The 7,229-nt window shown below is 64.2% G+C and carries 5 protein-coding genes; 1 reads left to right on the top strand and 4 read right to left on the bottom strand.

The genetic code is table 11. From position 1 onward, the window contains the following. Positions 1-384: 384 nt before the first annotated feature. Entirely contained in the window at positions 385-1,374 is a 990-nt protein-coding gene (gene hemC, locus JQ609_RS29715; RefSeq protein ID WP_312014911.1) for a hydroxymethylbilane synthase, read from the top strand. A 10-nt stretch (positions 1,375-1,384) separates the two neighbouring features. Here hemC and JQ609_RS29710 read toward each other — a convergent pair whose 3' ends face one another. The 4 genes from JQ609_RS29710 to JQ609_RS29695 all read right to left on the bottom strand — a co-directional run bounded on the left by JQ609_RS29710 (position 1,385) and on the right by JQ609_RS29695 (position 7,095). Then, positions 1,385-2,347, bottom strand: coding sequence for a sugar ABC transporter substrate-binding protein (locus JQ609_RS29710; RefSeq protein WP_212276316.1), 963 nt, complete (start codon positions 2,345-2,347; stop codon positions 1,385-1,387). Positions 2,348-2,362: 15 nt separating this feature from the next. Continuing rightward, positions 2,363-4,900 (bottom strand): branched-chain amino acid ABC transporter ATP-binding protein/permease, encoded by a 2,538-nt coding sequence (locus tag JQ609_RS29705; protein WP_212276315.1) that lies wholly within the window; start codon positions 4,898-4,900, stop codon positions 2,363-2,365. After that, a complete protein-coding gene (locus JQ609_RS29700) occupies positions 4,897-5,772 on the bottom strand; it encodes a branched-chain amino acid ABC transporter permease (RefSeq protein ID WP_192735166.1) in 876 nt (291 codons plus the stop codon). Before JQ609_RS29700 ends, JQ609_RS29705 begins: the two co-directional genes overlap by 4 nt. A gap of 78 nt (positions 5,773-5,850) precedes the next feature. After that, complete coding sequence (locus JQ609_RS29695) at positions 5,851-7,095, bottom strand: ABC transporter substrate-binding protein (RefSeq protein ID WP_212276314.1); 1,245 nt, start codon at positions 7,093-7,095, stop codon at positions 5,851-5,853. Between the last annotated feature and the right edge of the window lie 134 nt (positions 7,096-7,229).

Here is a 7,229-nt window from a genome sequence, read left to right as displayed (position 1 = left end):
TCGTGTGCAGCCTACTTAGTGCAAACCGCACACGGGACCGCGGGTGCAGCGCGCACCCGGTCTTCCCTGCGCCCTCTCAATGAGAGGGCGGGAAGTTTTTGGCAAACCTCGGGCGCAATGCGTCGCGAGAACGCGGCCACACATTCAATTGTCGTCACCCGCGCATGCGGGTGACCCAGTATCCCAGAGACGCTGATGATAGAACCGAGAAGCCGCAGCGTACTGGATACCCCGCCTGCGCGGGGTATCACAGCGGTGTGGAGGCGCGCCGCCGCGGTGCAGAATCCGCCTGTCCCGCCGTAGCCCAACGGGCGAAGGCGGATTGTCTTACCCGCCCCTTTGCTTTAATCCCCCACCCATTGATCGCCTCGAAACGGAGCCCCTGTGCCAGACCAACCCCTACGCATCGGCACGCGCAAGAGCGTGATGGCGCTGGCGCAGACGGATGAGGTCGCGCGGCTGCTGCGCGCGGCCAATCCGGGGCTGAACGTCGAGATCATCAAATTCGAAACCCGCGGCGATCAGGACCAGACCAGCAAGCTGCTGCGCCATGGCGGCAAGGGCGGCGCGTTCGTCGCCGAAATCCGCCAGGCCATGCGCGCCGGCGAATTGCAGGCCGCGATGCATTCGCTGAAGGATGTGCCCGGCAACGAGGAGACGCCCGGCCTCGTCATCGCAGCGACACTGCCGCGCGATGCCGCCAATGATTCGCTGGTGCTGCGTCCGGGCCTGTCGCTGGAAACTTTCAGGGCCTCGCGCGGCAAGGGCTTCAAGATCGGCACCAACGCGGTGCGCCGCGCCGCCTATCTGCGCCGGCTGTTTCCCGAAGTTACCGTGATCCATTACCGCGGTGCCGCCGATACGCGGATTGCAAAACTCGATCGCGGCGACATGCAGCGGCTTCCCGACGGCGGCGAGGTCGGGCCGGCAGATGCGCTCGTGATGGCGCGGTCAGGCCTCGAACGCATCGGCATGACGTCGCGCATTGCCCATGATTTTTCGGTTCACGAAATGCTGCCGTCGGTCGGCCAGGGCATCGTCGCCGTCGAATGCGTCGAGAAAGACTGGGTCACGCGCGGGTATCTGGCCGGCATCGAGGACCTGTCCTCGCGGCTCTGCGCCGAGGCCGAGCGCGAGGTGTTGTGGGTGTTGAACGGCCATTGCAACTCGCCGATCGCAGGTCATGCGACCATTTCAGGCAACGACATGACGCTCACGGCCGCGGTGCTGGACGAAACCGGTTCGCGCTTCATCGAGGCGTCGCGGACGGCGGCGGCGGACCGCCCCCGCGAACTCGGCCGCGCCGTTGGCCTGGAATTGCTCGACAAGGGTGCCGCTGAAATCATCGCGCGCAACCGGCGGGACGAGCATTAGAAACGACCGGCTATTGGCGCGCGACGTCGCTCCATTCCGGGCAGGTGCGCTGATCGACCGGCACCAGCCACGCCTTGTAGTTGGTCTTGTCGATCACTTCGGCCGGCAGCATCACCTTCTCCGGGAGGGGTTCGCGCTTGAGATGACGCACCGCCGCCCGCGTTGCGGTGCAGCCGATCTTGAACATGTTGAAGTCGACGCTTGCGAGCATCCCGCCGGATTCGATCTGCTTCACGGCCGGCAGAATGCCGTTGATGCCGATCACAACAGCGGTCCGGCTGGCGCTCTTGAGCGCATCGAGCACGCCGAGCGCCATGCTGTCATTGGCCGACAGCACCGCGTCGATCTGCTTGTGCTCGGCCAGCAGCTTCTCCATTCCGCGCCTGGCGTCGGGCGTCTGGTAATTGCCGACCGCCGAGCCCAGCACCTCGATGCCGGGGAATTCGCCGAAGGCGCGCTGGTAACCGCGCAGCCGCTCGCGGTTGGTGGGGGCGGCCGGCGTGCCCTCGATGACGACGATCTTGCCTTTGCCGCCGAGATGTTCAAACAGATAGCGCGCCTCGCGATAGCCGATCTCGAAATCGTCGGCGCCGACATAGGTCACAAAATTGCCCGGCAGCGGATTGGAGACCAGCACCACCGGAATCTTGGCCTCGTTCAACTGCTTCACCGAAGGAATCATCGCGACGTCGTCGACCGGAATGAAGATGATCGCGTCAGGCTTGTCCTTGATGACCTGCTCCACCATCGCCTTCTGCTCGTCGACATTGTCAGGCTGCTTCGGCACGAAGTGCACGACCCTTGCGCCGGTGCTCCGCGCGATCTGGTCGGCGGCAATGCGGAAGGCCTCATAGGCCGGGTTGGTCGAATTCTTGGTGAACACGGCGATCGTCATCTGGTTGTCGGCCGCGCTTGCATGGTGCGCGAACAGGGCCGCTGCGCCGGCTATCGCCGTCGTCATCAAACGTCGCATCATTGCCTCCGTCGGTTACAGCCACAGAATCTTCTTCCGGTACTCAAGATCAGTCAGCAGCGGCGCGGCCGGTCCCTGATGGAACACCGCGCCGCGCTCCAGCGCGAAGACGCGGTCGGCCAGCGCCAGCACCAGATCGAGATTGTGCTCGACGATCACAATCGAGGTGTGGCGCCGCAACTGGTCGAACACCCTGAACAGTTCGAGGATCACGGTCGGCGCCAGTCCTTCGAAGGGCTCGTCGAGCAGCAGCAGCTTGACGTTGCCCGACATCGCGCGCGCCACCGCCACCATCTGCTGCTCGCCGCCCGAGAGATAGTCCGCCGCAACGTCCATGCGTTCGGCCAGGCGCGGGAAATACTGCAGGATCTGCGCTTCGTCCCAGACCACGCCGTTGCTGCCGTCGGTCTTGCGTGCCAGGCGTCCGAGCGAGAGATTTTCGCGCACGGTCATGCCCGCGAACAGGCCGCGGCCCTGCGGCACATAACCGATGCCCATGCGGGCAATATCGGGAGCCGGCAAACGGGCGATATCGGTGCCGGCATATTCGATCGTGCCCGACGACAGCGGCACCAATCCGGCGAGCGTCTTGAGCAGCGTCGACTTGCCGGCGCCGTTGCGGCCGAGCAGCGCGACGATTTCGCCTTCGCGCACGTCGAGCGAGGCGTCGTGCAGGATGTGGCTCTTGCCGTAGAAGGTGTTGACGCCTTCGAAACGCAGAACCTGCGCCGCGCTCTCCCTGGCTTCGTCGGTGCGGCTGTGCTCCACTTCGGGAACGCCGGTGCCGGTATAGATTTCCTGCACCCGGCGGTCGGCCCGCACCGCACTGGGCGGACCGGTCATCAGCACTTTGCCCTGGTTCATCACGGTGACGGAGTGCGAGAAGCCGAGCACGCGGTCGATATCGTGCTCGACGATCAGCACGGGGATATTGGCGGCGACGTTCTTGACGAGATTCGAAACGCGCTCGCGTTCGGCGGCGGCAAGGCCGGCCAGCGGCTCGTCGAGCAGCAGCACCTGCGGCTTCGAGCCGAGCGCGATGCCGAGATCGACCAGCCGCTGCCCGCCATAGGACAGTTCGCCGCCTTCGATGGTCTCGATGCCCTCGAGGCCGAGGAACTTGATCAGCTCAGCGGTCTCGGCGTGGATGCTCTCACAGCTGTCGATGTCGCGCCAGAAATTGAAGCGCATGTCGCTTTGCGCCTGCAGCGACAGCCGCAGATTCTCGTAGATCGACAGGCCCTTGAACAGATTGGTGATCTGAAACGAGCGCGCCAGGCCCTGATGGCAGATCAGGTCGGACGGCACGCCCTGGATCTCGCGGCCATTGAGCTTGATGGTACCCTTGTCGGTCGGAAACAGCCCCGAGACCAGATTGAACAGCGTGGTCTTGCCGGCGCCGTTCGGGCCGATCAGCGCATGGATTTCACCGGCGCCGACCGTCAGACTCGCATTGTGGACGGCGCGGATGCCGCCGAAGCTCCTGGAAACGCCATTCACTTCCAGCACGGTGCCGGTGAGCCCCTTCGGCATCAGGAAGGCCGGCAACGGCAGGCCGTCATAGATCTTGCGCCGGCTCATCGCCGCGGATTCCTCCGGCGCGGGCCACCAGCGTTTGCTGAGGCGCGCCCAGATGCCGACCAGCCCGTCCGGCGAGAACAGCACGAAGGCGACGAAGATCAGCCCGAACCACAGCAGCCAGTCGGATGTCCAGATCGAAAACAATTCGCGGAACAGAATAAAGAACAATGCGCCGAGCGCCGGTCCCAGCATGCTGCGCATGCCGCCGATCACGACGATCGCGAGCAGTTCGCCGGAGAACGGCACCGACACCGCCTCTGCCGAGACAAGGTAGTTCTGGAATCCGATCAGCCCGCCGGCAAAGCCTGTCACCACCGCGGAGATCACGAAGACGCCGAGCTTGTAGCGCTCGACCGGATAGCCCTGGAAGGTGGCGCGCAACTGGTTTTCGCGGATCGCCACCAGCACATGGCCGAACGGCGAGCGCACCAACCGCAGCAACAGATACAGCACGCCGAGGCTGAGCACGGCGACCACGATGTAATAATTGAGCGCGTTGTCGAGATCGAAGGCGCCGATGCTGCCGCGCTTCAGGCCGCCGAGGCCGTCTTCGCCGCCGGTGACCCTGGTCCAGCGGAAGGCAGTGGTGTAGGCGAGAGCCGCCAGCGCCAGCGTCAGCAGCGAGAAGTAGACGCCGCGCCGGCGCAGGATAACGACGCCGACGGCCGCGGAGGCGACCGCCACCACGACCAGCGACAACAGCAATGGCAGCCAGATCGAGCCGGGGAACCAGTTGAGCTGGATCAGGCCCGCCGCATAGGCGCCGATGCCGAACCAGGTGCCGTGGCCGAACGAGACCAGGCCGGTGTAGCCGACGCAGAGATTGAGCCCCATGGTCGCGATCGCCAGCGCCACCACCATGGTGCCGGTGTTGTGCGACAGGCCGAGCGCCTGCATGCCGAACGGCAGCGCGATCAGCGCGAGGGACGCCAGCAGCAGCGGCCGGTATTTCGAGGCAGGCGACAGCTTCATTCGAATTTCTCGATACGCTCGCCCAACAGTCCGCGCGGCCGCACCAGCAGCACCACGAACATCAGGACGTACATCGATGCCTCGCCGGCGGCGGGCTCGAAATGGATGGTGATGCCGCGCACCACGCCGACCAGCAGGGCCGCGATCACCACGCCCCAGAAACTGCCGAGGCCGCCGATCACCACAACCACAAAGGCGACCGTGATGATGTCGGCGCCCATCGCCGGCTGCACGATCGTGATCGGCGCGAAGAACGCGCCGGCGAGTGCGGCCATGCCGACGCCGAGCATCACGATCGCGGTCATGTATGGCTGCAGCCGGATGCCGAGCGCGGCGACCATGTCCGGTCGCTGGATGCCGGCCCGCACCACGCGGCCAAAGGAAGTCTTGTGCAGCAGCAGCCATACAGCGACCAGCACCCCGATCACGACGGCGAGAATGAGGAGGCGGTATCGCGAAAACAGGAAGTCGCCGAGGAACACCGAGCCGCGCAGCGCGGGCGGGATCGCCGCCGAAATAGGCGGCGCCCCCCAGATGATGCGGATCGCCTGTTCGGCCACCATCGCAAGCCCGAACGTCACCAGCAGGCTCAGGATCGGATCAGCGGTGTAAAAACGGCGGAGGATGTAACGCTCGAACAGGATGCCCAGCATGGCCACCGCAATCGGCGACAGCACGACGGCGGAGCCGAAGCCGAGATATTTGGTGATCTCGACGGAGACGTAGGCGCCCAGCGCGAAGAACGCGCCATGCGCCAGATTGACGACGCCGCCGACGCTGAAGATCAGCGACAGCCCGAGCGCGATCAGGAGATAATAGCCCCCGAGCACGAGGCCATTCACCACCTGTTCCAGCAAGAACGCGAATTGCATGTGATTGCCCTAGACAAAAACGGCGCCGGCTTTTCAGTGCCGGCGCCGCTGACGCCAACGAAGCTAACGCGTGAAGCGTCAGGCCTTCATCTCGCAGGGATTCTGCGTCTTGGTCGGATAGATTTTCTCCAGCGGCTCTGCCGCCACCGGCACGGCATCACCAAGCGCGAGCATGTCCCACTTGTCCTTCATCTCGGCTTTCGGCTTCACCGTGAACGGATAGGCTTCCTGCACCAGCTGATGGTCCCAGGAGCGGAAATAGCCCTTGCGCGCCTTCATGATGTCGAACTCGGTCTGCTTTTCGAAATGCGCGATCAGCGCGTCGCTCTCGGTCGATTTGATCTCGTTGATCGCCTGCGCCAGCAGCTTGAGCGTGACGTATTCGATCCAGGCGTGGTTCTCCGGCGGCTTGCCGTATTTTTGGGTGAAGGCGGCGACAAAGGCCTTGGAGGCCGGATTGTCGAGCGTGTGATACCAGACGGTCGGCCAGGTGCCGCTGAGATTGCCTTCGCCGGCGGCCCAGGCGTCGCCGGTGTTGAGGTTGAAGCCGACCAGCGGGTAGGGGAAGCCGAACTCGGCATATTGCTTCACGAGGTTGGTAACCTGGTTGCCCGCGAGGTTGCAGCACACTACGTCCGGCTTGGCTTGCCGCACCTTCAGCAGATAGGGGCTGAAATCGGTGACGTCGGTCGCGATCAGTTCGTCACCGGCCAGCGTAGAGCCGTTGGCGTCGAAGAAGGTTTTTGCGGCCTTCAGCAGATCGTGGCCGAAAATGTAGTCCGCGGTCAGCGTGAAGAATTTCTTGCCCTTCACCATGCCCTTTTGATTGAGCGCGGTGCCGACGGCATTGACCATCACGGTGTTCGGAATGTCGCAGTGGAATGAGTAGCGGTTGCAGTTCTTGCCGCGCAGCGCGTCGGAGCGCGCGCCGGTCGAGAAGAACACCTTCTTGTTGCGCTCGGCGACCTGCATGATGGTGAGCGAGGAGGCCGAGGAGATTTCGCCGAGCAGCACCACGGCGCCATCCTGCTCGATCATGCGCTGGGCCTTGGTGGAGGCGGTCGCGGGATTGACCGAGTCTTCGGAAATCAGGTCGATCTGCTTGCCCATGATGCCGCCGGACTGATTGATCTCTTCCGCGGCGAGCTTGACGCCGAGCTGGGCGTAGCTGCCGATGGCGCCGAGAAAACCGGTCAGCGGCACGAGATGGCCGATCTTGATCCGGGTTGCCTGGGCGCGAACGATCGCCGGAAATCCCAGAGCGGAAGCGCCGGCAAACGCGGCGCCTGTCTTCAACAAAGTACGTCGGCTGTAGCTGAACATGGCGGGTCTCCTCCCTGGGGGCGCGTCACGACGTCCTGCCTCCGATTCTCGCTATGCGAGGATGTGAGAGACGTTCTTTTATTATTGGAGGATAATTCCGGACACAGCCGCGCCTGTCAACGCCAAATGCGTCG

It is taken from the genome of Bradyrhizobium sp. AUGA SZCCT0169 (assembly GCF_018130085.1).
Classification (GTDB): domain Bacteria; phylum Pseudomonadota; class Alphaproteobacteria; order Rhizobiales; family Xanthobacteraceae; genus Bradyrhizobium.
This window is presented reverse-complemented; position numbering and strand designations above follow the sequence as displayed.

Coding starts and splice junctions, on each gene's coding strand:
- JQ609_RS29710 (WP_212276316.1), bottom strand. CDS start 2,347: ATGCGACGTTTGATGACGACGGCGATAGCCGGCGCAGCGGCCCTGTTC.
- JQ609_RS29705 (WP_212276315.1), bottom strand. CDS start 4,900: ATGAAGCTGTCGCCTGCCTCGAAATACCGGCCGCTGCTGCTGGCGTCC.
- JQ609_RS29700 (WP_192735166.1), bottom strand. CDS start 5,772: ATGCAATTCGCGTTCTTGCTGGAACAGGTGGTGAATGGCCTCGTGCTC.
- JQ609_RS29695 (WP_212276314.1), bottom strand. CDS start 7,095: ATGTTCAGCTACAGCCGACGTACTTTGTTGAAGACAGGCGCCGCGTTT.